Origin of the sequence: Pusillimonas sp. MFBS29, from assembly GCF_020687695.1 — a bacterium.
GTDB lineage: Bacteria > Pseudomonadota > Gammaproteobacteria > Burkholderiales > Burkholderiaceae_B > Pusillimonas_C.
In genome coordinates this window covers 142,973-169,561 of record NZ_JAJEWL010000002.1, presented here as the reverse complement: position 1 = coordinate 169,561, position 26,589 = coordinate 142,973, and the positions used below count along the sequence as shown (strand labels likewise).

Here is a 26,589-nt window from a genome sequence, read left to right as displayed (position 1 = left end):
ATTGAATCAAAATCAAATTCAACATTCTTAATATGAATCTTATTCACTAAAAGAGCGGCTATGCTGGAAATACGTCATCTGGAAACTTTGTGTGCAATACGCGATGCCGGCAGCCTGCAGGAAGCCGCGGAAAGACTGCACGTAACCCAATCCGCCCTTTCACATCAGTTGCGCGATCTGGAAGTACGCCTGAAGACACCACTGCTCAACCGTCGCACACGGCCAGCCCGATTGACCACTGCCGCCCTGCGTATCGTGGCGCTGGCCGATACGGTATTGCCCCAGGTGAAAGCCACCGAACGCGACTTGCAGCGGCTTGCCGCGGGCCGTACCGGCCGCTTGCACCTGGCCATAGAGTGCCACTCGTGCTTCCAGTGGCTGATGCCGGCACTGGACAGCTTCCGGCGTGACTGGCCGGATGTGGAGCTGGACCTGTCGGCGGCCTTTTCGTTTGCTCCATTGCCAGCGCTGCTGCGCGGCGACCTGGATGTGGTGATTACATCGGATCCGCAGCCTATGGACGCGATTGAGTACATTCCGCTGTTTCGCTATGAAGTCGTGCTGGCCGTGGCTGCCGCCAATCCGCTCGCTCAGCACAAATATATAGAGCCCCATCAACTGGCCGACCAGGTTCTTATTACCTATCCGGTGGAACGACAACGGCTCGATGTATTTACGGCGTTCCTGGATCCTGCCGATGTGGAACCTGCCACCATACGGCGGGCTGAGCTTACACCCATTATTGCCCAGCTCGTTGCCAGCCAGCGCGGCGTGGCAGCCCTTCCCAATTGGGCACTGACGGAATACTTGAACCAGGGTTTGCTAACCATCTGCCGCCTGGGTGAACAAGGCGTATGGTGCACCTTGTACGCTGCGGTGCGCACTGAAGACCTTGAGGCCGATTATCTGAAGGCGTTTGTGCAGCAGGCACACGATACGTGCTTCAAGACGTTGACGGGAATAAAGACGGTACGCTGAAACCGATTAATCGGCCCCGTAGGGGATATCGCCCAATATGCGACGTAACGATTCGGCAGCAAACCCACGGGAGGCCAGAAACCGGTACTGTCTGGCATATTCCCTGGGGTTGGAAGGTGGTTGGCCGAACTTTTTTTCCCATACCGCACGGGCACGTTCAAATTCTGTTGCATGCAATTGCTGGCCCGCATCGGCGATGGCAGCCTCGGAAACGCCATGTTGCCTGAGTTCATTCAGTATGCGGCTGGTGCCCTGGCGTGATGCGCGCCGATTCAGCAGGCTGTGCGCAAAACGTTCGTTGGAAAGCCAGTTTTCACGCTCGAGCTGATCAAGCAGGAGCTCGATATCGTGGGCATCTTCGGAAAATGGCGCCAGTTTTCGGGCAAGCTCCTGGCGGGAGTGTTCGCGCCGTGACAAATAACCAATGGCGCGAGCCTTCAGGGATGGACCGGACTTCTTGGGGGCGTTGGCCTTATCGCCCGCTGGCGACATGGTTTCGAAATCGTCGTTTGAAGACATGGCGCTTTCACCACCGGGGATCGGGCGGGCATGATGCCCAGCCGGCACGGTTTACTCGTTGGGTTCGTCTTTGGACGGGGCAAAGGAATTTGCAGCCACCTGCGCCGCCACACCCAATTGTTCACGTATGCGGTTCTCGATTTCGAGAGCCATTTCGGGGTGTTCTTTCAGGTATTCGCGGGAATTGTCTTTACCCTGGCCTATACGCGTACCGCCATAGCTGAACCAGGCGCCCGCCTTGTCGACGATGCCGGCCTGCACGCCCAGATCGATGATTTCGCCTTCGCGAGAAATGCCTGCACCGTACATGATGTCGAATTCAGCCTGCTTGAACGGCGGGGCCACCTTGTTCTTGACGACCTTGACGCGTGTTTCGTTACCGACGACTTCGTCGCCCTTCTTGATGGCGCCGATGCGACGGATATCAAGACGTACCGAGGAATAGAACTTGAGCGCGTTACCACCCGTGGTGGTTTCGGGGTTGCCAAACATAACGCCGATTTTCATGCGAATCTGGTTGATGAAGATCACCATGCAGTTGGCACGCTTGATGGTGGCAGTCAACTTGCGCAGGGCCTGGCTCATGAGGCGGGCCTGCAACCCCGGCAGGGAGTCCCCCATGTCGCCTTCGATTTCAGCCTTGGGAACCAGCGCCGCGACCGAGTCGATGACGATAAGATCGACCGACCCCGAACGGACCAGGGCATCGGTAATTTCCAGGGCCTGCTCGCCGGTATCGGGTTGAGAAATGAGCAGATCGGCCAGATTGACACCCAGCTTGGAGGCATACTGAACATCAAGGGCGTGTTCGGCGTCGATGAAGGCGCAGGTGCCACCGATTTTTTGCATTTCGGCAATGACCTGCAAGGTGAGCGTAGTTTTACCAGACGACTCGGGGCCATAGATTTCGACAACACGCCCGCGAGGCAGACCGCCAACGCCCAGGGCGATATCGAGCCCCAGCGAACCGGTGGACACGACCTGTATGTCGTGTTCGATCGTATCGTCGCCATAACGCATGACCGACCCCTTGCCAAATTGCTTTTCAATTTGGGATAAAGCGGCGGCCAATGCCTTGTTGCGCTCGCCGGCGGCTTTGCTGTTTTTGTCGTCCATTTAGGGTCCTTGACTGGAAAACTGAGTGATAAGGCAGGTGACTGTGGTGGCCTGCCCTTACTGACAAATTATTGTTACGCCAGCCGGTATCGGGCTGGCGCTGTACCTGGATTATTGCATCAAATTATACTGTACAAATAAACAGATATCCAGTTTTACCCATCGTTAACCCTGACTGTTCAGGTCACGACCATGGTGCCAAAATGGGTTTTCCCGCGTACGTCACCCAGTCGACACTATCAGCCATGCGAATTCTAATTGCCGAGGACGACAGTATTCTTGCCGATGGGCTTTCTCGTTCACTACGATATGAAGGCTATGTCGTCGATGTCGTCAACGATGGATCCAGCGCCGATTCCGCGCTCAATCTACAAAGCTTTGACCTGCTCATACTGGATCTGGATCTGCCCCAGATGAACGGGTTGTCGGTATTACGATTACTGCGACAGCGCCAGACACCGCTACCGGTACTTATTCTTACCGCCGCCGATACCGTCGAGCAGCGCGTAAAGGGGCTGGACCTGGGTGCCGACGACTACATGGCCAAGCCATTTGCCCTGACCGAACTGGAAGCCCGCGTGCGCGCCCTGACCCGCCGCAGCGCCGGAACAGGCACAACCGTACTGCGATACAAAGACCTCAGCTTTGACCTGAATGGTCGCATAGCCCATATAAAAGACCAACCCCTGGAACTTTCTGCCCGCGAGACCAGCCTGCTCGAGATCTTCCTTTCGCGTTGCGGTCGCATGATCAGCAAGAATCAACTGGTCGATCTTTTATGCCAATGGGGCGAAGAAGTCACTCCTAACGCCATCGAAGTCTATATCCACAGGCTGCGCAAAAAAATCGAACCCAGCGGGGCCAGGATCGTCACCGTTCGCGGCCTGGGATACTGCCTGGAGCCCGACAACCACAGCGACTCGCTGGCCGCATGAAGCTCCGGCGGCCAATGCACACAGCCGTACCTGAATGCTGATAGACCCGGAAGTCCTCAAAGAAACACACGCCGACAGCGAATCGGCCGGCGAGACTTCATTTTTCGGTTTGTTCCGACGCAAAAAGAGTCAAGGCGCCCTGCTGAACAAGATCATCATCTGGATGTTCGGCCCGCTGTTCCTGCTCTGGAGCGTGGGGTTGGTCATTACCTACTTCATCGCCCAGAATATCGCAAACGCCCCATACGATCGCACCCTGGCTGACCACCTGCGCATGCTCAAGCACGAGGTCGAGCAGCAAAGCATCGCGAACGGCATACAGCTAAGCCCTTCGGCGACCACGATATTGCAAGGCGACCCCACCAGCATGACTTACTGGGAAATACGCGACGCCAACAGCAACTCGGTGGCCGGCAACGCCCATATTCCGCTGCCTGAAAACTGGACCTACGAAGAAGACAAGCTGCGCCTGCGCAATGAAACCGCTGACAATCAAAGCATACGCGTGGCGTATATCTGGGGAGGACAGGATAAGGATGGCCTGCCATTCCTGGCGGTGGTTTCACAATCCAATGAAATGCGGGCCACCCTGCAGCAAGAGATCCTGACCGGCATGCTCACCCCTCAACTCATTGTGCTGCCGCTCGCGGCCTTGCTGGCCGGCCTGGGGCTGACGCACGGCCTGGAGCCCTTGAACCTGCTTCAGGAGCGAATACGAGCGCGACGGGCCAATGATATGTCACCTATCAAGGCGGACCTGGCACCGGCGGAAATTGTGCCGCTGATCGCCGCCATGAACAGTCTGCTCCAGCGCCTTGCGGCAACGCACGAGACGCAGCGGCGTTTTGTCGCCAACGCGGCACATCAGTTAAAGACCCCCCTGGCGGGCATGCGTACGCAGGCCGAACTGGCCTTGCGCGAACAAAGCCCGGACAAACGCACGGCCAGCCTGGAACAGATGGTTCTGGGCTCCGAACGTGCCACACGCCTGGTCAATCAGCTGCTGACCCTGGCCAAAGCAGAAAGTGTGGAAAATCCGCACCTGGTAGTTTCCGATGAAATCGACCTGAATGAACTGGCCCGCACCCAGACGTCTGCATGGGTCAAAGCCGCAATGGTCAGGCAGCTCGACCTGGGGCTGGAAACCGCCCCGAAAGCGCCCTTCATCGCCGGCGACCAGACGATGCTCGCCGAATTGCTCAACAACCTGATCGAGAACGCAGTCATATATACCCCTCCTGGCGGATGGATCACCGTGCGCGTCGGAGCAGATGCTTTATCCGCCTATCTCGAAGTTGAGGATTCCGGACCTGGCATATCGGATCAGGATCGCGAACACGTATTTGATCGTTTTTTCCGCGTGCTGGGCAGCCGGGTGGATGGCAGTGGGCTGGGGCTGTCCATTGTCAAGGAAATTACCGACCACCACGGGGGCAGCATTGCTTTCATGCCAGTCGGATCGCGCAACGGCAAGGCCGGTGGCACTTGCCTGCGCATAACATTCAGCCGCATCCAGGATAAAACAGACGCTTGAATATCGACTTTCCGGACTACAAGTGTGCAAGCCAAGGATTTTGTCAGCTTGATGTCAGCATGCCACTTTAATGTTCGGGAATAGACTGGCGTCAAACAAGCCAGAAAATAGAGTTCTGATGCCCCGCATCCGACACGGAGACAAAATGAACAGCACGACAACGGTCAACAAACCGGCTGCCGCGTCCAATAACACGCCAATGATGGCCAGTCCGCCAATGACGCCCGAAGAACGGCGCGTCATATTCGCTTCCTCTCTCGGTACCGTGTTCGAGTGGTATGACTTTTATCTGTACGGCTCGTTGGCCGCGATTATTGCCACCCATTTCTTTTCGGGGGTGAACCCCACCGCAGGCTTTATTTTTGCACTGCTGGCCTTTGCTGCAGGCTTTGCCGTGCGCCCCTTCGGGGCCTTGGTCTTCGGCCGCCTGGGCGACCTGGTAGGGCGCAAATACACCTTTCTGATCACGATCCTGATCATGGGCATGTCCACATTCCTTGTCGGTGTCCTCCCTTCCTATTCTTCCATAGGCATGGCCGCTCCGGTCATACTCATAGGGTTGCGCATGCTGCAAGGGCTGGCGCTCGGCGGCGAATATGGCGGCGCCGCCACCTACGTGGCCGAGCACGCGCCACAGAACCGGCGCGGCTTCTATACCAGCTGGATACAAACCACGGCCACCATGGGGCTGTTTCTTTCATTGCTGGTGGTACTGGGCATACGCAAATCGCTGGGTGAAGAGGCATTCCTCGACTGGGGCTGGCGTATCCCTTTCCTGATTTCCGCCCTTCTGCTGGGAATATCGGTATGGATACGCATGCGCCTGAACGAGTCACCGGTCTTTCGCAAGATCAAGGCGGAAGGCACCTCATCGAAGCAGCCCATCAAAGACTCATTCGGCAAATGGAGCAATCTTAAAATTGTGCTGCTGGCCTTGTTTGGCCTGGCAGCCGGTCAGGCTGTGATCTGGTATACCGGCCAATTCTATGCCTTGTTTTTTCTGACCAAAACCTTGTCGATAGAACCCAATACCGCCAACGTCATGCTGGCCATGGCCTTGCTGCTGGGTACACCTTTCTTTGTGATATTTGGTGCCTTGTCTGACCGGATCGGGCGCAAGCCCATCATCATGGCCGGATGCCTGATTGCCATTGTCGCCTACTTCCCCATCTTCAAAGGCCTGACCCATTTCGCCAACCCTTCGCTCGAAAGAGCCCAGGCTACAGCCCCGGTAACGGTCATTGCCGATCCGGCCACATGCTCATTCCAGTTCAATCCTGTAGGTGTTTCGTCGTTCAGAAGCTCCTGCGATATTCTGAAAGCCTTCATGGCCGGCAACTCGGTGAATTACACCAACGAAGCGGCGCCGCCGGGCACACTGGCCAAGGCACGAATTGGCGATGATGAGTTCCTGTCTTTCGAGGGTCAGCACCTGGACAGAGCCAACTTTGCCGCCAGATCCAAAGAGCTCAAGAAGACCCTGACCGATGCCATACGCGCTCATGGCTATCCGGCCAAGGCCGATCCATCGGAAATCAACTACATCATGATCGTGCTGCTGCTGACATTGCTGGTGATCATGGTAACCATGGTCTACGGCCCCATTGCTGCCATGCTGGTGGAAATGTTCCCCACACGGATACGTTATACGTCCATGAGCCTGCCCTATCACATCGGCAACGGCTGGTTTGGTGGCTTCCTGCCGCCGGTCGCCTTTGCTGTCGTTGCGGCCACTGGCAATATCTATCACGGACTGTGGTACCCCATCATCATCACATCCATCACCTTGCTGATAGGCTTGTTTTTCGTAAAGGAAACAAAGGATAACGATATAAATGCATGACAACGGTCTGCTTCAGGAGAATGTCAGAATACATCGGTAAACTATATAAATAGAAAGAGTTTTGCGTTTCTTGTTACCGTGCGTCTGATCCCCCGGTACGGTAATTGGCTGCTCTTTTTATCACCTGTGCTGCGCCCCCCGCGAGCTTTATCTGCGCAGCATGGTGTGCTTTCAAAGGCTCGGCGCTACGGCACCGGGCCATTTTTTTGTCGCGGCAAATGGGCTTACAATCAGCGCTCATTCATTTTGCAGCGCAACGCCTTTCCCTGGCCGGATACGCGCATATCAATCAAGAAGACATCAGCATATGTGGTTCAAGAATCTCAGGATATTTCGCCTTTCCCCCTCATGGACATGCACCGCCGACTCACTGGAAGCCGCACTCGAAAAACATGCCTTCCAGCCTGGCAGCAGCAGGGATATGCAAAGCCTGGGGTGGATAGCGCCACGTGAGGATACGGGCTTGGTATACGCACAGAATGGTCAGTATCTGATCACGCTGCGAGCTGACAAAAAATTGCTGCCTACCACCGTGATCAATCAGTTTGCCAAGGCACGTGCCCAGGATCTTGAGGAACAGCAAGGTTTCAAGCCTGGCCGCAAGCAAATGAAGGAAATCAAGGAGCAGGTCACCGACGAGCTCTTGCCCAAGGCATTCAGTGTCTATCGCGATACACGCGTCTGGATCGATACCCGGAATCACTGGCTGGTAATCGACGCAGCGGCCGCAGCCAAGAGTGACGAAGTGCTGGGCCTGCTGGCCAAGTCCATAGATTCGTTGCCGGTCTCGCCGCTGCATGTGGAGCAATCCCCTGCTTCAGCCATGACCAACTGGCTGATCAGCGATGAACCGCCCTCTGGTTTTACCGTAGACCAGGATACTGAATTGCGCTCTACCAGCGACAGCGGCGCTGCAGTGCGTTATGTGCGCCAGAGCATAGAAATAGACGATGTGCGCAAGCATGTGCAGGCAGGCAAACAGTGCACACGGCTGGCGCTGACCTGGAATGATCGTGTGTCGTTTATCCTGACCGAGGGTCTGGACATAAAACGCGTCAATCCGCTGGACGTACTCAAGGAAGGCCAGAATAGCGCCGCGCACAACGATGCGGAGCAATTCGATTCAGACTTCACGCTGATGACCGGCGAGCTGTCCAGGCTGATTGAAAGCCTGGTTGATGCCCTGGGCGGCGAGAAAACAGCCTAGGAGCCCGCGCTCCCAGGCCCTTGCCGGGTCATGCTCCCGGTTAATCGATACCATGAAAAACGCTGTCGTCCGGACCAATATGTGTGGGCGGGCTCCAGGTCACATCGCGCAGTGAATGCTGCACCAGTCCCTCGACGCCCAGCAGCACTGCAAAAATAGCCATTCGAACGGGAATGCCGTTGTCAGTCTGGCGGAAGATGGCCAGGCGCGGATCATGGTTCAGGTCAACGCTCAGGTCGTTGGCTCCCTCGCGGCTGTCGCGCGGCAGCGGATGCATGACAATGACATCGGGCCCGCAACACTGATCCACAATTGCCTTGTTGACCTGGAAATCGGGGGTATAGCCCTCGATTTCTTCGGACGCAAAACGTTCTTTTTGTACGCGCGTGGCATAGATTACGTCGGCTCCGGGCAAGCCTTTTTCCAGCGAGTTGGTTTGCTCGATGACGTGCCCCCGTGTGCTGACCTGATCCTGAATGTAGTCAGGCATCTCGAGACCTCGCGGAGAAATCAGCGTAAATTTCAGGCCGCGATAGAGCGACAGCAATTTGAGCAGCGAATGCACGGTGCGTCCGTACTTCAGATCGCCGACCAATGCTATGTGCGCACCATCGAGCAGCTTACCCAGCCTGGAGAACTCGGTAAGTATCGTGTACAAGTCCAGCAAAGCCTGGCTGGGATGCTCTCCAGGACCATCACCGCCATTGACCACTGGTATGTTTGTGGCACGCGCAAACTCGGCCACTGAACCTTTTTCCGGGTGCCGGATCACCATGGCATCGACATAGCCGCTCATGACGCGGCTGGTGTCGTAGATGGACTCACCCTTGGCCATGGACGAAAAGGTAAAGCCTGTGGTGTCACACACCGAGCCGCCCAGACGGCAGAAGGCCGCACCAAAGCTGACCCGCGTACGTGTACTGGCTTCAAAAAACAAATTCCCCAATACCGCACCTTCAAGAACCCTTGATACTTTCTGGCGCCTGGCGATGGGCTGCATTTGATCTGCAATACGAAAGAATTCTTCCACCGATTCGCGGGTGAATTGGTCCACAGACAACAATTGCGGCTTGCCCTCGGCGGCAATGCGGTTACGCAAAGGGCCCGTCTGTGCGCTTTGCGCATATTTTTGCAGCAATCCTTCATTCTCGACGATTTCAGTGACGAAACGGTTCACCACTTCGGGCATGGCCCGGTATTCCTGTGAACCCTCGGGCAAAAGCCAGGTATCGAGCGCACGGCGTTTTACCCCGATGCGTCCGGCAAATACATCACGCGTCAGATTCAGACGACGCATGGCATCACGAAGAAAGACCTGTTGCGAGACAGACATGGAAGCATCCTTATATATACGCAAAGCGTATATTTTATAAACGATTACAACAGTTGACGAGCAATTTCTATCGACGCCGTCAAAATACAACAGCGATGTCCCGGCGTGGAGAGTGGTGTCGGCGGGAAATCGTTATCGGAAAAGAAAAATGGCACCCGAAGGTGCCATTTTGATGTTTGCAATAAAGGCTTATTGCGCAGCAGCGGGTGCAGTGTTGCCCGTAGCGGGCGTACTGCCTTGCGCGCCGGCAGGCGGAACGCCTGCGATGGCTCGTGCGGCAGCCGTGGCATTTTCCTCGGTACCCACGGCAAAGACCAGTTGCCCGGACTTTACCGGCTCGGAGTAACTGGGTGCTGCCAGCATGGTGCGGCCCACCACCAGAGCCAACCGCTTGTTCGGGTTATCGGTGGTGGCTTTAGTGATCTTGCTTGCACCTGCCTCGCTCAGCTCAAGTGCCAGCAAGCCCTGGCCTTCCTTGTTGGCGCCGGCCTGTATGCCTGACAAGTCTGCACGCGTGATCACGGGCTGAGGATTGACATACAGCATGCCCGACTGAATATTCACGGGCGTCCAGCCGACTTGTGCGGCGGTATCTGCCAGAAAGACCGCAACAGGGGCACCTTGCTGCTGGGCCTGTATGCTCGTTTCAGGCTGCGGCGTACCGGTAGATGCCGTAGCGGGAGCCGTTGCGTCAGTGCCTGTTGTGCTGGTAGTACCTGGTGTGGTCTGGCATGCCGCCAGCATGAGCAGGCTTAGTGGAACCAGTGCACGGCCTAGCGTAGCTGCAATTTTCATTCGGATCTCCCTTCAGTAATCAATCGGTCTGTATACAAAAGTTTAACGATGTCGGCCCTGGAAGCTAAGTCAAAATCTGTCAACTTGTTCAGAACTATATAGCTGCATTATTGTAACCGGCCCGCTCGCACCTCTATTTGCACCTGATCCAGTACCTCACCACCTTCATCCAGCAGCCGCACGGCATGTCGGCCGGGCCTTGGTGCCCAATAGGCTTTCCCTCCCCGCCCGACCAGCTTGCCGTCAACCTGCCAGAAAACCCGGGTTGCAGTCTGGTCTGCAACATTGGTCGCGCGCAATAGTGCATGCTGATGGCCTGCCGGAATATCCGGATCCAGGGCCAGAATCGTTCCAGAGGCGGGCGTGGAAATCTTCGGGAAGCCCTTGCCGGTCGGGACATAGCCCTGTGCCAGCCTGACTTCGTCGACTGCCGTGTCGCCCAGAAAAAAATCCCTGCGCCCGGGTTCGATACCGTGCTGGAAGGTAACGGTCGCTGCGCTGACCGAAGCAGGCATCGCCGGCTGTTTGCTACCCTGCTTGCGGTGCAGATAAGTCATCAGATCATGCCATATCGGGCCCGCGCCTGTAACGCCCGAAACCTCCCTCATGCTGGCGCCCCCGCTGTCACCCACCCATACGCCCACCGTATAACGTTCCGACCAGCCCAGACACCAATTGTCACGCATATCTTTACTGGTACCCGTCTTGACCGCGGACCAGAACGGCGTGGAGAGCACGCTATCCAGACCAAAAGTACGCGACCTGGCCTGCCGGTCGGACAAAATATCACCGATGATCCAGGCCGCGCCGGACGGAATCAGTTGCTGTCCTGGTGCAGTTGCATGGGTCTCCGAAACAACGCGCACCGGCGAGTACCGGCCCAGGTTGGCCAGCGCGCGATACGCATTGGTCAGGCTTAACAGGCTGACGTCGGCACTGCCCAGCGCCAGACTGTAGCCATAGTAGTCACCACTCTGATCCAGTGGCAGACCCAGGTGCAGCAAGCGCCGGGCAAAGGCATCGGGCGTCACCATCAACAAGGTGCGCACCGCAGGAATATTCAGCGAAGAAGCCAAGGCGGTACGCACACTTACCCAACCCGAAAACCGCTGATCGTAGTTCCGGGGAATATACAGTCCGTTCCCGGTGGGCAGATTCAGGGGCTGGTCATTAAGCAAGGAAACTGACGTCAGTCGTTCCTGCTCAAGGGCCTGCGCATACAGAAAAGGCTTCAAGGTGGACCCGGCCTGGCGCAGTGCACGGGCATGATCCACGCTGGGCGCCGCCGACAGATCACCGGACGAGCCGACATAGGCGAGGATTTCTCCCGTTCGATTGTCTTGCACCACCACTGCGGCATCGCGCAAGCTTTGCATGCCTAGTTCGGTGAGATGGCGCATCACACTACGCACCGCATAGCCCTGCAGATCTGCATCCAGCGTTGTGCGCAATATCTGCTGCTCCGGTGGCGTCGCGGCATCAGCTCTTTCCAGCAAGCCGAGCCTGCCATAGTGTGGCGCCAGCTCACGCTCGCCCGTCCATGGCCCGCTGGAACGCATCAGAGCCAGCGCCACAAAATCACTCAGGCCCCGGCACTCCTGCGGAACGCCCATATCGCCCAACAAGGCACACGCCCTCTGTACCAGCACAGGGTGTGCGGCATTCGGCGCGCGCAGCAACACCGCGGCCAGTGCTGATTCACGTGCATTCAAGCCACTGGGATACTTCTGGAACAAAACGCGCGACAAGGCATCCACGCCGACCAGCTCGCCGCGAAACGCCGCCAGGTTCAGATAGGCTTCAAGGATCTGCGTCTTGGTCCATTGCGCCTCAAGCTCGCTCGCCTGCCAGGCCTGGTCAATTTTCTGCATGATGCTGCGTCCGCCCGGTCCGCGGCTGAACGACGGATCAATCAAGCCCAGCAATTGCATGCTGAGCGTCGAGGCACCGCGCCGCTGCCCATGAACCGCATTTCCCCATGCAGCCGCCGCCACGGCCCGCCAATCGACGCCGGCATGATCATAGAAGCGGCGATCTTCAGACAGGATCACCGCCCTTTGCAAGGCCACAGACACCTCATTCAAGGTACGCCAGTCGCCACGCCGACCCTGAAAGTCGCTGCGCACCCGTCCGAGCAACTGCTCGTCACGATCCATCACCAGAATGTCCGAGGATCGATACGCCTGCCTGACGTCCTGATACGAGGCAGTCGCCAGGACGGGGCTGGCCCAGGCCAGCACCAGGCTGGTCAAACAGGCCAGCATCCCCGGTTTCATTGATGTTTGCCCCTGCTCACGGCTGAGCTCCAGCCTGAATCTTCATGGTTTGCGGGCCAGGCAACTCGCCGAACACATCGGGCTGATACATCGCCTCTATGCGTGTGGACGGCAGCTGGAACTGACCCACAGTGTTAAGGCGTACCGTGTACTCCACCGTAGTTTTCCCTTTGGGCAGATAATCATAATAGGCACGATAAGACTCAAAGCTGAGCTCGACGAAGCTGGGACCGTAGCCATAGCCCCCCGCGCGCTCTGACTGTGTTGCAATGCTGGAATCCCGACCCAGGCCGCTGCCCAGCACCTGGGCCCCGGCCGGGATCGGATCAGTAAGCACCACCCATGTCATGGGTGTTTTGGCGTCAATATTCAAGGTGACGCGGTAGACATCGCCCCTGGACCACACACCGTCGACGGCTTGCGAGACAGGCCGTACGCTGCGTTCGAGCGTGAAGCCGGCCGAGGCAGCCTGGGCCACCGGCACCGCAGCCAGCGCGCGAACCTCTGCCCAGGCCTGTCCGGGCCCTTCCTGGGTCAGTCGCAGGATATCCGACGATGGCTGCCCCCATGGCAGGAAGAAGTCACGCATTCTGATGCCGTCCGTGGCCTTGATGGCGTCCCAATCGAAGACCTGACGATGACCTTGATTCACCAGTTCAATATCCACACGCCCGGATAACGGCGTGCGCTCAAAATGACGGGAGAATTTCTCAATGGCCAGGCTGCCTTGCAGATTCGCTGTCGTTGTACGCCATGCACCCTTTTGCTGCAGACGCAACAAGCCTTGCGCCATGCGTGGCAGTTCCTCATTCCAGTCTGGCCGGCCAATAACAGTCAATAACAAGCGCGCCTGATTGGATGCCCGCCCTGCCATCAACCACCAGTTATCGTTTTGCGCATCTTCATTCAATACCAACTCAGTGCCGCGATCCAGCATGCGCGCCAGTATGATCTGCCTTGCCTGCGCCTGTCGTGCCTGGCTATCAGCTATACCGGGGACTCTGTGCAGCAGAGCCAGCCAGTCAATGACTGCGGCCGTAGGCCAGCGGTCAGGCGTAATGGCTATGCTGTCCAGCAACCGTGGCTCGACCTGCTCATAACGCGACAATGCCTCAAGGGCCATCAGTTTTCGTGCATCCAGATCCTGGACTGGTGACCAGCGGTTGCGCACCAGCTTGCCCTGCACGAACGCCTGCAGACCGTGCAACATGGCCTGCCGGCTGTCGTTGGGAATAACGAAAGGCAAGCCCAGGGTTTGAGCTTCATGGCTGACACTTAGCAGATAGGCCGTCAGGACCTCATTACCGCGACGCGCACCCGGGAAATAGGCAGCCAATCCATCATCATCCAGATAATCCGGGAGGCGCCGCATGATCCCGTACCAATCAGACTGACTGCGCAAACCCAACGCTTTGGAGCTTAGCTGTTCCAGGCAGGTGTAAGGGTAAGCAGCAAACCATTCCTGCACACCGGGCAAACCGCCTGCCAGTGACGAGCGTACAGAAAGCTGCAAGCCTCCTCGTGGTATTCCATTAGTATCGGGCAAGGCTCCTGCCGGTACCGACACAGGCAGCTCGACCGGCGGTTTGCTGCCATCCAGCGAAAGCAAAGCCGCCTGACGCGTTCTGACCGGAACAGCCGGCACCAGCGCCTGCTGAACGGTAACGGCATCGGCAGCCGCCTGAGCAGCACCCGAATCCCCGGCCGCCACTTCCTGCGCCACCAGTCGCCAGTTCAATACAGCAGTTTCGCCCAGCAGATTGCTCTCAGGCGCCTGGATATCCCAACTGACCGTGCCTGCCGCGCCCGCAGCCACATCAATCTCTTGTGTGGCGAGTTCCTGCGACGGCACCCCCGATCCTTCATAGCCGGCGTTCACCCGCAGATGCATGGCTCGTTGTGTGGCGTTGCGCAGGGTAACTGTCGCAGTGTACCGATCTCCTTCGCGCACCAATGCAGGCAAGCCGCCAATGACCTGCAGGTCTTGTATGCTGGCTATTTTCGCCTTCCCGGTACCAAAGCGGTCCGGGCCATAGTCGGCCACCGCGACCAGTTGAAAGCTGGTGATGGAGTCATTCAATGGCAGCTTGATCACCGCCTTGCCGTTCTCGTCCAGCGCTACTGAAGGCCTCCATAAAAGCAGCGTATCCAGAAGCTCACGGGTGGGACTTTTACCGCCGCCTCCTCCCGCCGGCAAAGCCTTGCGGCCGTAATGACGGCGCCCCACCACCTGCATCTGTGCCGTTGCCGTTTCGACGCCATAGCTGTGCGGCTGGCGCATGGCCGAGAGCAGATCCCAGCTGCTGTTGGGGGCAAGCTCCAGCAAAGCCTGATCCACGGCGGCAAAAGCCACCGTTCCATGTGCCGCAGGCCGGCCGTCTGGTAGCCTGACCTCGATGGCAACACTGGCCTGATCACGAACCTGATACTCCTGCTTGTCGGGGTGAACACTCACGACAAGCTCATTTTCCTGGTCCGACACCCTGATTTGCGTCAGGCCAAAGCGGAACGAAGGCTTGGCCAGATCAATAAAGGGAGTCGCCGCGGTCTGCGTATCCTTGGCATCGGCATAGGCCCGATACCATTCCACAGGCTTGCGCCAACCCTGATCAAAGAATGATTGCCATGGCACTGCGTACTGCCGCCCCCGCAAGGCCAGCACAGAGACATATACATTGGGTCCCCAGGCAGCCTCAACCGGGAACCGGATCATCGGGTCAGTGCCATCGATCTCTGCCACGTGGGTCGCCAGAACCCCTTCACGCTCGATTGCCACCAGGGCAGTGGCGTGCCGGAAAGGCATGCGGACCTGGAATTCGGCCATCTCACCCGGTCTCCATTCCTTCCGGGCCGGGATGATATCAATCCGGTCATCGTTGCCGCCGCCGAACCACAGATCCTCCGTACCGGTTACCCAAAGCGTCGAAGCTGCGGTTGAACGGCGGCCCTGGTCATCCCGGGCGGTCGCTATCAATTCAACCTGGCCCGTCATATCGAGGCTTATTGCGCACTCGAGCAACCCGTCGGACCCGGTGCGACCTTCGCATAACGTGCCCAGGTCACGCGTTTCCGTATGGTTGTCGTAACTGTAGAAGCCGCCCACCATGCGCTTGCGCGTAGAGTATCGGGTGTGTGCGAGCGCAGTTACCGTCAGTACCACATCAGCTTGCGGCTGTCCGTCAAGTGATAGTGCCACCGCGCTCAGCCTGGTTTCCTGGCCGGACTGTATCCAGTTGCCAGTACGTACGCCCACCTGAACATTGGCGGGCCATACCGGCGCCGATAAAGCCAAAGTCTGGATTTGTCCGTTTGGGTCCGCGAAACTGGCCTCCAGCAACAAGGACTGAGGCTGCGTAAATTCCGGCAACGACGTTACGTTCAACCTCCCCATTCCTTGCGCATCCAGCACCAAGGGCTGCTTGTCGAGAAACAGCGCCTGCTTCTCTGCATTGGTATCAGGATCTTCATCACCATAATCATCGTCGGCTGAAGGCCCGGCGAAAGAATAGTCATCGTAATCCTGAAACTGTACGGTCCTGTCGCGCAACACCCCCGAGATTCGAACAGGCAGCTGCCCTGCCGGCCCGCCGGAGACATAGGAGAGCTGTACATCCGTGTTCAGACTGCCGGGCGCTACCAGCGTACGCTGCCCATTGGCATCACTGACCGTCAGGTTGCCGGCCAGCAGCGGCAGCTTGAATTCTTCAACACGAAAGGCACTGCTGCCGTACCACTGTCCGTCACTGTCGGTGACCCGGACCGAGTACTCGCCAAGCCTGGCCGTTTTTGGCACAGCAAATTCCCCTGCTGCCGACAGCCCGCCCGAAGGCGTTTCCTGCCAGTCCAGCGTCTGCTCATAGCGCTGATCGGAACCCAGATGCTCGATCAGCAATTTGGCCGGCAGGGACTCGGGCCCGGCCGGCAGCGCCAAGCCGTCACGCGTTTGCACGCGTACAAAATGCTTCATGGCCACAGTTTCCCCGGCCCTTAACAACGTACGATCAAACACTGTATGCACAACGACAGTGGGAGCAGGCTGTGTATCGGTCGGGACATTGAAACGCCATGACTCTATTCCGTCGTTCCACTCCGACAGTACGAAAGAAAAATCAGCCTTGCCGCGCGCCTGAGGATGATCCGCTGCTATGCGGGCCGAGACATACAGTCCGCCCAAACCGGTGTCTTCGCAGTAACCGGGGGCATCCAATGCTTCCGGGTGATGCCATATGCCGTCAGCATCAGTCTTGCCCTGCGCAAGCTGACGACCAGAGCAATCCAGCACGTTTATGATCGCATTCGGAACGACTTTACCCTCATCCAGAGTGGTCACCCATGCCAGCGTGTCGTCCCGACCCGTTTTGACATGCACTCCAAGATTGGTGACCAGCACCGCAGTACGTACATACATGGACTCCCGCGATTCCAGCAAGGACTGCCCCAGCCTTGCGGACTCCACCTCGAGCACGTGAAATCCCGGCTCATTCAGGGGCACACCTATCACTTCAAAAGGACGGGGATTCCCCGCATCCATGCCCGGCAACTTCAGCTTGCGTACATTGTCCAGCCCTGCAAGGGCTGAGTAGCCGCGCGTATCGAGCACCGGGCCCTCTGCGCGACCACGCCGTTTCCCGTCCATCACGTCCCTGATCTGATTTCGTGTCAGACGGTTGTTCTCGAGAAGGGGAATGCGTGCATACCATTGCAGGGTTTCACGATCATCGCGTGTCACATAGTCTGCGACCGTACCTGCCGATACCGACAAGGCTTGTGTAACGAGCGCTGCTTCCACATTGCGTACCGTCAGCGGAACGCTGGCCTTGGCCTGTTCCTGCTTTATACCCGGCGCCGCGTCGGCAAACCGCTCAATCACGCCAAACGAACCTGATGAAAATTTCACCAGCGGTGGAAACGCCGCAGTGTTGAACGACAAGGGAAACTGGTCTGCATTGACCAGCTCACGGCCTGCATCATCCTTAAGTCCTTCCGGCAACGACAGGCTCAGGCTGGCCTGCTCGGGAAAAGGTCCGGAGAACTGCACACTCTGCAAACCGCCCCCGCGGCCCTCGTCTTCACCCAAGTCAGGCTCAAGAACCTGGGTCGGTGTCTTCAGACGAATCTTGCCGGCGTCTGCTACAGAAATTGGCGCTGAGAACTGCAGGGATACCGGCGACACGGGCGTGCAAGGCATACTGGCGTTCTCACGCATGCAGCTGAAAGTTGCCTTGAAGTCTTTGCGCACCGTGTAATCGAAATGCTGTGACTCAGTGCCGGCCACTGCCGGCCGCCCTGCACTAGCCAGCGTGGTGACACCCGGCCCGACACTCAGCTGTACCTGACCCTCGGCGGGCAAACGGCGCGTGCATTGCAACAACTGGGTTGCTTCGGTGTCCCATTGCTCACTGCGGGAATAATAGGCCGCATCCAGAATCTGCTTGCGCGCATCGCCGGTAATCAACCGCGGACGCACCGCCTCACCCAGACCTTCGATCAGACAGCGACTGTTGTGCAGAACGCTGTCTGCATCAACCTTGCCGTTAAATCGCAGGACGAATACCTGATCTTCGGCTATCGTCGGCCCGTAGGGACGCGTGCTGCTGACCACCGGCCCACCGGTCCGGAAGCTGAAGCTGGTCTTGCCAGACACTGCTGAATTATCAAGCGTCTGGAACGACGGGTCGAGCTGGATGTCGCAAGATACGCCGGGACCAGGATTCTGTGTGAAGACATAGGTCCAGCGCCGGTCATCCAGCCACCGGCCATTGCCTTTCAATTCCGGATCATCGCACTGAACCAGCACCGGGGCCGGCGCCTGCCCTTCACCAAACGCAATAACGGATTTATCGAACGCCAGCTTGATGCTTTCTACTCTGGCAACCTTGCCCTGAGGACTGAGCTGCGTAATTTGTGCCGACCACGACGTCGATATGCACAGTGCTCCCGCCAACGCTGCGATTCCTGATCTATGCACGGCCGTGTCCTGTTCCGGTAGCTGATGAACGATATGCGCCGCGCGGCAAACCTGGCGGCCCCTCCCCAATTTCGGCCACAATACCATCGTTTAAACAGCGAGTCAGCCTTCGGAATAATGTGTAACAACGTAGGTATATGAAGAGCTGGACCATGACCTCGGCACCAACTTCCAGGCAAGGAAACCGCGAAGCAAAAAGACAAGCCCTAAACCATTGATCTGCTGAAATTTATTCGACTGAATACAGCGCCGGCCATTTTTATGTAATAATTGCGGGCTATCGAGCAATCGCTATAACAAGGCAATGCACGATGTGGCCCTCTAGCTCATGCTTGGTTAGAGCAGCGGACTCATAATCCGTTGGTGCCGTGTTCGACTCACGGGGGGGCCACCAGCAGGATCAAGCACTTAGGCCAACTCTTCGGAGTTGGCCTTTTTGCGTGTGGGGGAATAACTGGCCAATCAAGGCGTCCATAGCAACTCCATCATTCAGAGGCAGCCATGCGGACGCGAGCCGCTGCGCGGCGGGCGGCAAAGCGGGCCTCAACATCAGCAGCAGGCCACCCCTGTATCAAATTAATACAGCGAATCATACCAGCCCATAAAAATAGCGACTCGAAGGAATCGTCCTTAGCTGAAACCCTTTTATTTGATACTATTATTTAGTATCGTATCCACATGAAGGCCAAACACCGAAAAACGCTAGAGCTGATCTTCTCCAGACCAACGTCTGCCGGAGTTAAATGGAATGATGCGGTAGCGTTATTTATCGAACTTGGCGCTGAAATTACGGAGCGTGAGGGCTCGCGTGTGGCTGTGTTCCTTTTCGACCAGATCAAAGTAATGCACCGCCCCCCACCCCTCTCCCGATATGGATAAGGGAGCGGTAGCCTCCATTCGGCGGTGGCTTGAGGAAAACGGAGTGAAACCATGAAAAACATTATGACTATCGGCGGCCAGCAGGCCGTTATTACCTACGACCCGGACATTGAAATGTTCCGAGGCGAGTTTGTTGGCCTGAACGGCGGCGCAGACTTCTACGCCGCTGATGTAGCCGGGTTGCATCGTGAAGGTGAGCTTTCGCTTAATGCCTTCCTGGATGAGTGTGCCAAGCGGGGTATAGAGCCGCGCAAGAGCTTTTCGGGCAAGTTCGTCCTACGCGTCGCCCCCGAAATTCATCAAGCAGCAGCTACAGCTGCAGCTGCCAGTGGGGAAAGCTTGAATCAGTGGGTTGCTGGCGCAATCAAAGAAGCTGCACACGCTTAAAGACAATTAAGATCAAACCACACCATACATTCGTCTCTCCTGTTCAGATACACTGCAGGGAAAATGCTCTTCCGGCCTCGTTGCGCTCCTGGAACATTGGGAATGATCGTATGCATCGCAGACAACATACGCCGCTTGTGGGGAATAACTTACCAATCTTTACCTGCGCTGTCGCAGAACTGTCGTGTTTGCGCTCTAACCTGAAAAGCATGTTCCATTTCAGGAGGCCATGTGCATCTGGTCGACATCACTATGTTTCACGCCCCCGCCAGCGGGGGCGTTCGCACCTATCTGCAAGCCAAGCATGAAATCCTTGCCCGCTACCCGGGCGTGCGCAGCAGCCTGCTGGTACCTGGCGCCGAAGCCGGCTCGCTAAGCGGCGTGCACACACTGCCAGCCTTCCGGCTACCATTCGGCAGCAGCTATCGATTCCCCTTGCGCCGCCGCCCCTGGCGTAATGCCCTGATGGCAATGACCCCCGACCTGATCGAAGCGGGTGACCCCTATGTCACCGCCTGGGCCGCACTGGAGGCAGGCCAGAGGCTCGGTGTGCCCACGGTAGGATTCTTTCATTCCGACCTGCCGCGACTGATGGGAGACCGCTTCGGCGCGGCCGTGCGCCGGCGCCTGCAGCGCTATGTGGGATCACTTTATAGCCAGTTTGACAGTGTCCTGGCTCCTTGCAGCGCCATGGCCGAGAGCCTGGCCGAATGGGGCGTCACACGGCTCAGGGTCCAGCCTTTGGGCGTGGACCTGGAGCGCTTCCACCCAAGTCGCAGTGACCCACTGCTGCGTGAGCGGCTGGGGCTCGATGCTCAAACCCGGCTGCTGGTGTTCGCCGGACGCCACTCGCCGGAGAAGAACATCGACGTGTTGCTTGAGGTCATGCGGCACCTGGGCTCCCGCTATCATCTGTTGCTGATGGGGCCAGGCATGCCTGCACGGGTACCCGGCAATGTCAGCGTCGTGCCTCGCTACTGCCCGCCGGATGAAATTGCCGTGGCCATGGCCAGTGCCGATGCCATGCTGCATGCCGGCACCCGCGAAACTTTTGGTCTGGTGGCCCAGGAAGCCATGGCCTGCGGCCTGCCGGTGGTGGCGGCCCGGGCCGGTGCTTTGAAAGAATATGTGCCATTGGGGGCTGGCATACTCTGCCACCCGCGGGACCCGGAAGACATGGCACGCGCCACGCAGGGGCTCTTTCTGAACGACCCGGCAGCCATGGGTCGCCACGCACGCCGGCATGTCGAGCGCCATTTCGGGTGGCCACAGATCATTAATGGCCTGGCAAGCCACTATCATGAGCTTGCCGGCGACTCGGCAGCCGCGCCGCTGTACGAACATGGCTGAACAAGCCCATTGTCATCATATTTTCCAACAAGTTGTAGCACACTCATGGTATTCCCATTTCCCGGATGCAAAAAGATATGACCAACTCTCTTTCATCATCGTCCTCATTGTCACCGGCGCAGCGCGCCGAAGCAGATTGGCTCGACAGCTTTGATGAAGAGCTGGAGATGGAACTGGACGACGATAGACTAGACGAGCTGCTGCTTGAGGTACCACCACAAGGCCCGGTATCGGAAGGCCAGCTTGATCGACGCTTCTATTTTCGCGAGCTATTCCGGCTACAGCGTGAGCTCGTCAAGCTTCAGGACTGGGTGCAGGCTCAAAAACTCAAAGTCGTCGTCCTGTTCGAAGGCCGGGATGCGGCCGGCAAAGGGGGCGCGATCAAACGCATCACCCAGCGGCTGAATCCACGTATCTGCCGTGTGGCGGCATTGCCGGCCCCCAGCGAGCGTGAACGGACTCAATGGTACTTCCAGCGCTACGTATCGCATCTGCCAGCGGGAGGCGAGATAGTTCTGTTCGATCGCAGCTGGTACAACCGGGCCGGTGTTGAAAAAGTAATGGGCTTTTGCAATGACGACGAGTACGAAGAATTTTTTCGGTCAGTGCCGGATTTCGAGAAAATGCTGGTGCGCTCCGGCATCATTCTGGTGAAGTACTGGTTCTCGATCACCGACGAAGAACAACATACCCGCTTCATGATGCGCATCCGTGATCCTTTAAAGCAGTGGAAGCTCAGCCCTATGGATCTCGAATCCCGGCGCCGCTGGGAAAACTACACCAAGGCCAAAGAGATCATGCTCGAGCGCACCCATATGCCCGAAGCCCGTTGGTGGATAGTGGATGGAGTGGATAAAAAACGGGCGCGTCTGAACTGTATACGGCATCTGCTCACGCAGATTCCCTACGAAGACATACAGACCCCCGAGATCATCCTGCCCGAGCGGGAATACAATCCCGACTACTTTCGCCACCCCGTGCCAGAGCAGATGTACGTCCCGACTTTCTATTGACCGCAATGGTTCTGAGATGCGCCGGACAAACTTATCCACCGATCCTGTGAATAACCCTGCGGAAAACCTGCGGGCATGTCATGAAAACGCAATAGTCACGCCCTCTTGGGGTTCCCTGGCCGATCAGCGCTCAGTGGCTGAGTCCTGATCATCGTCGGGCGTGGTGGCACCCTCCTCCGGTTCGGTCGCCGTCAGGCTCTCTTTCGGACTTTTGACTGCATTGTCCTCGTCAACATTTACGTCGTCTGCCGTCGAGATATTGGGGCGTGCGACGGGCTTTTCAGTCGAAACATCATCCTTCTTCCGGGGCGGTCCAGGGTCTTTCTGCTTGCTCATGATGCACCTATAAGGTTAAGAGGCGCAGTTGCGCGCCTGCGCACAGCCTGCAGCAAGCAGCGTGCCTGATATTGCTAGTCCGTATGGTTCAAAGTGCCGATTATCCGCATGGCGACAGCCGAGGTATTGCGCATGTGATCGACGCAGGCCTGAAAGGCTTCCTGCTCGTTGCTGTCCTTGATGGCGTCGCCGATACGACGCATCTCTTTGATGGCCTGGCGCATGCGGCCTGGTCCCAATATCGAGACGGCACGCAAGCGCGAAATCTTGCCGTGGAGATTTTCCAGCGTACTTTTAAGAATTTTGTTGTAGCAAGCGGAAAGCAGAACATCATAAAACAGCTCAACTGCCTGTAACTGCGCCTCGATGTCTTCACGATTTATAGCGTTCTCGAGTGTGCCGAGCGCCGCCTCGAGCGCGGCACGCTCTGCCTCGCTTGCCAGATTAATGAAATTTTGAGCGGCCAGGCCCTCGAGCACGGAGCGCACCTGATAAATATCGGCCGCCTCTGCCGCATCCAGACTGGCCACCCTGAACCCTCGATTGGGTTCATTGGTGACATAGCCGTCGCGGAGCAGGATCTGCAGTGCCTCTCGCACCGACTGGCGCCCGGCGCCGGTGAACTCGCACAGCATGCGCTCAGGCAACCGGGAGCCGGCGCGCCACTGGCCTGACAGAATCTGCTTTCGGATGGCCAGAGCCACTGCTGAACGCTTGGATTTCATAGGAAGAAAATCAAATCAATGTAACAAGTATATATGGAAACCTATGACATTATCCTAATGTTATCCCTAATTGTCGGACAATTTATTAGTTTTTATCATTCAATACAATCAACATTTACGTCAATTTAATAAATTCATTATGCATCCACTTGTCAGTTTGTTTACAGACATTCCCACCTCCATCATCAGCGACTGCATGCGCAGAATAGCCGGCTCAAGTGCCCTGACGGGCTACCATGGCGATGCACCTATGTTGGGCACAGCCTATACAGTCAGGGTTCGCGCGGGAGACAACCTGTATATCCACGACGCCCTGCGCAAAGCACAACCGGGCGATGTCCTGGTTATCGACGGAGCCGGCGACGTTGATCGCGCCCTGCTCGGTGAAATCATGATGAGCGTTGCCAGAATGCGTGGCCTGGCCGGACTGGTGGTAGATGGCGCCATACGCGATTGCAGCACGATCAGGCAAGAAGGATTTCCATGCTATGCCAGGGCAGTCACCCACAGGGGGCCATACAAGAACGGTCCTGGCGAACTGAACGTACCTGTATCCATAGGCGGCTGCGTGGTGAACCCGGGTGACATCGTTGCCGGCGATGGCGACGGCGTCGTGTTTATTCCTACCAGCCAGGCCGAAACCGTTGCAGCCGCATCACGCAAGAAGATGGAGGCTGAAGCTGCCGTATTGGCTGGTATTGCCAAAGGCGCATACAACGACGCCTGGATCGACGAAGCGTTGAAAAACCAGCTGGTTTGAATTTTATTTCCTAATCCTGAAGACCACATACCGGAGGCAATGGCCTTATGCATCTGACTCGACGCACATTACTCACAACTCTCCTGGCAAGCGCTGTTGCCGGCGCATTCGGCACAACGGCTGTTGCCGCAGAAGAAACTTATCCTTCCAAGCCAATCAAACTGGTCGTACCCTGGTCACCGGGCGGCGCAACCGACGTGCTGGGGCGCATGATAGCCAAGGGGCTGACAGAGCGTATCGGCCAAACCGTGGTCGTCGAAAACCAGGCTGGCGCGGGCGGCAATATCGGTACAACTTCATTTGTACGCCAGAAACCCGACGGCTATACGCTCCTGGTTGCCACAAGCTCGACAAATGCTGCCAACCCTCATCTTTACAAACAACTGGGATTCGATCCGGCCAACGATTTTGCGCCGATCGCATTCGTGGCAAAGATTCCGAACGTGCTTGAAGTCCCGAAAGACTCAAAGTTCAAGAGCTACAAAGAGCTCATAGACTACGCCGCAGCGCATCCGGGTGAGCTCAATTACGGCTCTGCAGGTACGGGCTCCTCCCAGCACCTGGCGGCATCCTTGCTCAAGCACCTGACTGGCACCGACATCGTGCACATCCCCTTCAAAGGCAGTGGCCCGGCCGCCTCGGCACTCATGGGTGGCGAGCAGCTCGATTTCATGATCGACACGGGTTCGGTAAACCAGGTCAAGGCAGGATCTTTGCGCGCACTGGCCGTGGCCTCAGAAGAGCGTACTGCCGCCCTGCCTGATGTGCCGACATTTGGCGAGCTGGGGCTGCCCGACATGATTGCGTTTGCCTGGTACGGCATTGTCGCCCCCGCCGGCACGCCAGATCAGATCGTTACGTATCTGAACAAGGAAATCAATGCGGTTGTGCAGTCGCCTGAAGTCAAGCAGCACCTCGAGAACATGGGTGCACAAGTGCCACCGCCTGAGGATGCCGCTTCGTTCGCAAACTTCATGAACAGTGAACTCACGCGCTACGGCGACCTGATCAAAATGTCTGGCGCCAAAATGGAATAGCAAGCAACAGTCCGGAGCCGCTGCAGGCTATCCCGTTTGCCACGCGGCTCCGGCACGGTCCCGGATAAACTTATCCACCGATCCTGTGAATAACCCTGCGGAAAACCTGCGGGCATGTCACGAAAACGTAATAGATACGCCCTCTTGGGGTTCCCTGGCCGATCAGCGCTCAACAGGCTACTTGGCTGACAGCACCTTTTTCATGCGCTGATAGTCTTTGTCGTATCGACCTGCCAGTTTTGTCTTCTGCACATCGGTCAGGATCTTTCCCGAGATCTGGAAAAATTTTGTCTCTTCTTCCTTGAGATGATGGCGGACGATGCGTGAGAGCTCTTTAGCCGTTGCCAGCCAGCTGCCACCTTCGTAAGACGCGTTCGTCAGTTCCTCGATGCACTCGTCAATTTCGTGATGCTCGGCCAACGCATGCCGGGAGGGATCCAGGCCCATGTCGTCCATAAGAATAGGCGCATACAGGAATCTTTCTTCCGATGCAGCATGTGCAGCCAGCTCGATATGAAGCTCGTTCAGGATGATTTCCCGCTTTCCAGTCTCTGGCTTCGCAAGCAGAAGACGCCTGCAAAGAGACCTTTGAATCTCGTGGCTTTCACGCAATGCATCGTAAATTGTTCTCATGGATTCCTCCTGTTGCGGGCGGCAATGCAAGACACCTGGTCAATACATGGTAACGCATTGCAGCCCGGGCAAACAGAGATAAGCATGTAACGTGCCTGGGTCAGTCGGCCAGCTGCGCCATCTGTTGCAATGCTTCGAGCTCGGTGTCGTCGAAGCCCGCCGCCCGTCTGGCGTCCAGGTTGAAGGGGCCACGCGGCCGCGGTGCCTGGTATAGCCTGGACAAGGTTTCATAGGCTTCCACGAAATCACGCTGTTGCCTGGTGCACAGCCACTTGTACCAATGATTTCCGATAGCCACATGACCCACTTCGTCACGCAGAATGATGTCCAGTATGGCCGCACTGTCGTGATCGCCCGCCTGCGCAAGACGATGCCGTATGGCAGGCGATACGTCCAGGCCGCGCGCTTCCAGGGTACGAGGCACCAGCGCGAGCCTTGCCAGCAAGTCGTCGCGTGTCTTCTCGGCCATTTCCCACAAGCCATTATGGGCTGGAAAGTCGCCATAGACATATCCCAGTTCCTGCAGTCGACGCGCAAGCAGGTCAAAGTGTGTGGCCTCTTCTACCGCCACCTTGCTCCAGTCACGGTAAAACGCCTCGGGCAAACCAGGAAAACGCCAAAGAATATCGAGCGCGAGATTAATGGCATTGAATTCAATATGAGCAAGTGCGTGCAGTAACGCGGCGCGCCCTTGTACCGACGACATGGCCCGGCGTGGCACCGCGGCAGGCGCCACCAGCTCGGGAAGCGCTGGCCGGCCTGGAAGATCGGCCTGTGCTTCCAGGGCTGCATCAACATTTATGCCGGTGATCTCACGCATTGCCCAGACAGCTGCGCATTTTTCGTGGGCGTTACCAAGCGCCAGTGCGTCAAGGGCCGCACGGCGCAATTCCGCCTGAGAGTCTGTAAGGTAAATATCATCCATAGACAGACTGTAATTCATTTCCGCGATGTTGCCGTGCCGG

At 57.3% G+C, this 26,589-nt stretch carries 20 protein-coding genes and 1 tRNA gene; 11 read left to right on the top strand and 10 right to left on the bottom strand.

Translation table 11 applies throughout. The annotated features are described in order from the left end of the window. Window positions 1–60 precede the first annotated feature (60 nt). Window positions 61–978 (top strand): LysR family transcriptional regulator, encoded by a 918-nt coding sequence (locus tag LKR43_RS03395; RefSeq protein ID WP_227682441.1) that lies wholly within the window; start codon window positions 61–63, stop codon window positions 976–978. Between the two features lie 6 nt (window positions 979–984). On the opposite strand, the gene recX is transcribed toward LKR43_RS03395, so the two are convergent. Further along, window positions 985–1,497: a recombination regulator RecX gene (gene recX, locus LKR43_RS03390; protein ID WP_227682440.1), complete on the bottom strand. Its 513-nt coding sequence runs from the start codon at window positions 1,495–1,497 to the stop codon at window positions 985–987. 51 nt (window positions 1,498–1,548) lie between these two features. Further along, complete coding sequence (gene recA / locus LKR43_RS03385) at window positions 1,549–2,613, bottom strand: recombinase RecA (protein ID WP_227682439.1); 1,065 nt, start codon at window positions 2,611–2,613, stop codon at window positions 1,549–1,551. 245 nt (window positions 2,614–2,858) lie between these two features. On the opposite strand from recA, the gene LKR43_RS03380 reads away from it, so the two are divergent. The 4 genes from LKR43_RS03380 to LKR43_RS03365 all read left to right on the top strand — a co-directional run bounded on the left by LKR43_RS03380 (window position 2,859) and on the right by LKR43_RS03365 (window position 8,132). Further along, complete coding sequence (locus tag LKR43_RS03380; protein WP_227682438.1) at window positions 2,859–3,548, top strand: response regulator transcription factor; 690 nt, start codon at window positions 2,859–2,861, stop codon at window positions 3,546–3,548. A 34-nt stretch (window positions 3,549–3,582) separates the two neighbouring features. After that, entirely contained in the window at window positions 3,583–5,082 is a 1,500-nt protein-coding gene (locus LKR43_RS03375; RefSeq protein WP_227682437.1) for a sensor histidine kinase, read from the top strand. A 217-nt stretch (window positions 5,083–5,299) separates the two neighbouring features. Next, window positions 5,300–6,925, top strand: a complete 1,626-nt coding sequence (locus tag LKR43_RS03370; protein WP_227682808.1) for an MFS transporter — start codon at window positions 5,300–5,302, stop codon at window positions 6,923–6,925. Window positions 6,926–7,232: 307 nt separating this feature from the next. After that, on the top strand, window positions 7,233–8,132 hold the full coding sequence (locus LKR43_RS03365) for a recombination-associated protein RdgC (protein WP_227682436.1): 900 nt from the start codon (window positions 7,233–7,235) through the stop codon (window positions 8,130–8,132). Between the two features lie 40 nt (window positions 8,133–8,172). Here the strand turns inward: LKR43_RS03365 and LKR43_RS03360 are convergent, their stop codons facing one another. The 4 genes from LKR43_RS03360 to LKR43_RS03345 all read right to left on the bottom strand — a co-directional run bounded on the left by LKR43_RS03360 (window position 8,173) and on the right by LKR43_RS03345 (window position 18,504). Beyond that, the gene (locus tag LKR43_RS03360; protein ID WP_227682435.1) at window positions 8,173–9,465 is read right to left on the bottom strand and encodes an aspartate carbamoyltransferase; all 1,293 of its coding nucleotides are present in this window, start codon (window positions 9,463–9,465) and stop codon (window positions 8,173–8,175) included. Window positions 9,466–9,654: 189 nt separating this feature from the next. After that, window positions 9,655–10,260: a hypothetical protein gene (locus LKR43_RS16175; RefSeq protein WP_255675947.1), complete on the bottom strand. Its 606-nt coding sequence runs from the start codon at window positions 10,258–10,260 to the stop codon at window positions 9,655–9,657. A 107-nt stretch (window positions 10,261–10,367) separates the two neighbouring features. Further along, entirely contained in the window at window positions 10,368–12,536 is a 2,169-nt protein-coding gene (pbpC, locus tag LKR43_RS03350; RefSeq protein WP_227682434.1) for a penicillin-binding protein 1C, read from the bottom strand. Window positions 12,537–12,552: 16 nt separating this feature from the next. Then, window positions 12,553–18,504: an MG2 domain-containing protein gene (locus LKR43_RS03345; protein WP_227682433.1), complete on the bottom strand. Its 5,952-nt coding sequence runs from the start codon at window positions 18,502–18,504 to the stop codon at window positions 12,553–12,555. 315 nt (window positions 18,505–18,819) lie between these two features. Here LKR43_RS03345 and LKR43_RS03340 point away from each other — a divergent pair. The 4 genes from LKR43_RS03340 (at window position 18,820) to ppk2 (ending at window position 22,133) form a co-directional block, all read left to right on the top strand. Then, window positions 18,820–18,898 (top strand) — tRNA-Ile (locus LKR43_RS03340). 536 nt (window positions 18,899–19,434) lie between these two features. Next, window positions 19,435–19,770: a type II toxin-antitoxin system HicB family antitoxin gene (locus tag LKR43_RS03335; RefSeq protein ID WP_227682432.1), complete on the top strand. Its 336-nt coding sequence runs from the start codon at window positions 19,435–19,437 to the stop codon at window positions 19,768–19,770. A 231-nt stretch (window positions 19,771–20,001) separates the two neighbouring features. Further along, window positions 20,002–21,120 carry a glycosyltransferase family 1 protein gene (locus LKR43_RS03330; RefSeq protein ID WP_227682431.1) on the top strand — a complete coding sequence of 373 codons (1,119 nt, stop codon included), beginning with the start codon at window positions 20,002–20,004 and terminating at the stop codon, window positions 21,118–21,120. Between the two features lie 77 nt (window positions 21,121–21,197). Then, window positions 21,198–22,133, top strand: a complete 936-nt coding sequence (gene ppk2, locus LKR43_RS03325) for a polyphosphate kinase 2 (RefSeq protein ID WP_227682430.1) — start codon at window positions 21,198–21,200, stop codon at window positions 22,131–22,133. A gap of 123 nt (window positions 22,134–22,256) precedes the next feature. On the opposite strand, the gene LKR43_RS03320 is transcribed toward ppk2, so the two are convergent. Beyond that, window positions 22,257–22,469 (bottom strand): hypothetical protein, encoded by a 213-nt coding sequence (locus LKR43_RS03320; protein ID WP_227682429.1) that lies wholly within the window; start codon window positions 22,467–22,469, stop codon window positions 22,257–22,259. 74 nt (window positions 22,470–22,543) lie between these two features. Continuing rightward, window positions 22,544–23,194 (bottom strand): GntR family transcriptional regulator, encoded by a 651-nt coding sequence (locus tag LKR43_RS03315; RefSeq protein ID WP_227682428.1) that lies wholly within the window; start codon window positions 23,192–23,194, stop codon window positions 22,544–22,546. A 139-nt stretch (window positions 23,195–23,333) separates the two neighbouring features. On the opposite strand from LKR43_RS03315, the gene LKR43_RS03310 reads away from it, so the two are divergent. Both LKR43_RS03310 and LKR43_RS03305 read left to right on the top strand, forming a co-directional pair. Further along, window positions 23,334–23,954: an RraA family protein gene (locus tag LKR43_RS03310; protein ID WP_227682427.1), complete on the top strand. Its 621-nt coding sequence runs from the start codon at window positions 23,334–23,336 to the stop codon at window positions 23,952–23,954. A 47-nt stretch (window positions 23,955–24,001) separates the two neighbouring features. Next, the gene (locus tag LKR43_RS03305) at window positions 24,002–24,991 is read left to right on the top strand and encodes a tripartite tricarboxylate transporter substrate binding protein (protein ID WP_227682426.1); all 990 of its coding nucleotides are present in this window, start codon (window positions 24,002–24,004) and stop codon (window positions 24,989–24,991) included. Between the two features lie 177 nt (window positions 24,992–25,168). Here the strand turns inward: LKR43_RS03305 and LKR43_RS03300 are convergent, their stop codons facing one another. Beyond that, window positions 25,169–25,624 (bottom strand): hemerythrin domain-containing protein, encoded by a 456-nt coding sequence (locus LKR43_RS03300; protein WP_227682425.1) that lies wholly within the window; start codon window positions 25,622–25,624, stop codon window positions 25,169–25,171. 100 nt (window positions 25,625–25,724) lie between these two features. Beyond that, a complete protein-coding gene (locus LKR43_RS03295; protein ID WP_227682424.1) occupies window positions 25,725–26,549 on the bottom strand; it encodes a ferritin-like domain-containing protein in 825 nt (274 codons plus the stop codon). Window positions 26,550–26,589: the final 40 nt, after the last annotated feature.

Coding starts and splice junctions, on each gene's coding strand:
- LKR43_RS03305 (WP_227682426.1), top strand. CDS start 24,002: ATGCATCTGACTCGACGCACATTACTCACAACTCTCCTGGCAAGCGCT.
- LKR43_RS03365 (WP_227682436.1), top strand. CDS start 7,233: ATGTGGTTCAAGAATCTCAGGATATTTCGCCTTTCCCCCTCATGGACA.
- LKR43_RS16175 (WP_255675947.1), bottom strand. CDS start 10,260: ATGAAAATTGCAGCTACGCTAGGCCGTGCACTGGTTCCACTAAGCCTG.
- recX (WP_227682440.1), bottom strand. CDS start 1,497: ATGTCTTCAAACGACGATTTCGAAACCATGTCGCCAGCGGGCGATAAG.
- LKR43_RS03295 (WP_227682424.1), bottom strand. CDS start 26,549: ATGGATGATATTTACCTTACAGACTCTCAGGCGGAATTGCGCCGTGCG.
- LKR43_RS03310 (WP_227682427.1), top strand. CDS start 23,334: ATGCATCCACTTGTCAGTTTGTTTACAGACATTCCCACCTCCATCATC.
- LKR43_RS03395 (WP_227682441.1), top strand. CDS start 61: ATGCTGGAAATACGTCATCTGGAAACTTTGTGTGCAATACGCGATGCC.
- LKR43_RS03320 (WP_227682429.1), bottom strand. CDS start 22,469: ATGAGCAAGCAGAAAGACCCTGGACCGCCCCGGAAGAAGGATGATGTT.
- LKR43_RS03370 (WP_227682808.1), top strand. CDS start 5,300: ATGACGCCCGAAGAACGGCGCGTCATATTCGCTTCCTCTCTCGGTACC.
- LKR43_RS03380 (WP_227682438.1), top strand. CDS start 2,859: ATGCGAATTCTAATTGCCGAGGACGACAGTATTCTTGCCGATGGGCTT.
- LKR43_RS03300 (WP_227682425.1), bottom strand. CDS start 25,624: ATGAGAACAATTTACGATGCATTGCGTGAAAGCCACGAGATTCAAAGG.
- LKR43_RS03315 (WP_227682428.1), bottom strand. CDS start 23,194: ATGAAATCCAAGCGTTCAGCAGTGGCTCTGGCCATCCGAAAGCAGATT.
- LKR43_RS03335 (WP_227682432.1), top strand. CDS start 19,435: ATGAAAAACATTATGACTATCGGCGGCCAGCAGGCCGTTATTACCTAC.
- ppk2 (WP_227682430.1), top strand. CDS start 21,198: ATGACCAACTCTCTTTCATCATCGTCCTCATTGTCACCGGCGCAGCGC.
- LKR43_RS03360 (WP_227682435.1), bottom strand. CDS start 9,465: ATGTCTGTCTCGCAACAGGTCTTTCTTCGTGATGCCATGCGTCGTCTG.
- pbpC (WP_227682434.1), bottom strand. CDS start 12,536: ATGAAACCGGGGATGCTGGCCTGTTTGACCAGCCTGGTGCTGGCCTGG.
- recA (WP_227682439.1), bottom strand. CDS start 2,613: ATGGACGACAAAAACAGCAAAGCCGCCGGCGAGCGCAACAAGGCATTG.
- LKR43_RS03375 (WP_227682437.1), top strand. CDS start 3,583: ATGCTGATAGACCCGGAAGTCCTCAAAGAAACACACGCCGACAGCGAA.